2 protein-coding genes are annotated in these 894 nt (G+C 66.1%); both read right to left on the reverse strand.

The genetic code is table 11. The features are described from left to right. Positions 1-488, reverse strand: a 488-nt coding sequence (locus FKR81_RS46230) for a transposase family protein (RefSeq protein ID WP_146361390.1), incomplete at its 3' end; no start/stop codon positions are given. 142 nt (positions 489-630) lie between these two features. Beyond that, the coding region (locus FKR81_RS43125) for a transposase (RefSeq protein WP_186763505.1) at positions 631-894 on the reverse strand (264 nt) is incomplete at its 5' end.

Raw genomic sequence — 894 nt, forward strand, 5'->3', positions numbered from 1 at the left:
TAGCCCCGTTCGAGAACCCAACGTGCACCGTTCGGCTCAACCAGCATGGACTCGAGGACGGTGAGCGGGATCCTTCTCCGCCGAACGAATGATCTCGCGCACAACCGGCGGGATGTCGCAGGGCGCGCCAGCGTCCGGTCAGCATCACGAAGCCGCGTTCGCCGAAGCATCGCAGGCCGCGCAGCAGGGCGTTGTAGGTGCGGTTGTCGACGTCGAGGGCCTGGCCGTCGGTGGCTGCTTGACCGGCGTGAACACGCCGATACCCGCCCGTGGTAGCCGCTGTCGGCCAGCGTGGGCAGGAGTTGGAGTCGGCCCAGTACAGGGCGCACGAGCACGTGCTCGTGCGCCGCGGTCAGGTCGTGTACCGAGCCGGGCTCGACGTCACCGACCCGCGACGGGAAACCATTGGGCGCCGGCAGGGCCTGGATGTTGCCGCCGTGCTCGTGCGCTTTCCCGGAGTACCACAGGTCGATCTGCTTGCCCTTCACGCTGGTGGTCTTTCGCTCAGGCGATCGGCGGAGAAGATCTTCCCGTCCACGATGACGTACGGCGTTCCCTCGTCCTTGGCTCGCTGGAGTGCGTCGTGCAGGTCCGGCGCTTCAGACCTTGAAGCATCGAGGTCTGGGTGATTCACGGGGGCGGCAGTCCGGTTCCTTTGAGGAATCCGTCGATGAGGCCGTCGGTGTACTGCATCTTCTTGAGGCGGTTCTTGGCGAGACCGGCCAGGTGGGTGATGTTGCCGGCGGCGAGGTTGGCCAGGCTGCGTTTGAGGTGAGACCAGACGGTCTCGACCGGGTTGAGTTCGGGCGCGTAGGACGGGAGGGTGTAGACACGCAGCCAGGGCCGGGCGGCTATCAGGACGCGCATGGCAGCAGAGACATGCACCTGCAGGTT

It is taken from the genome of Lentzea tibetensis (genome assembly GCF_007845675.1).
Classification (GTDB): Bacteria; Actinomycetota; Actinomycetes; order Mycobacteriales; family Pseudonocardiaceae; genus Lentzea; species Lentzea tibetensis.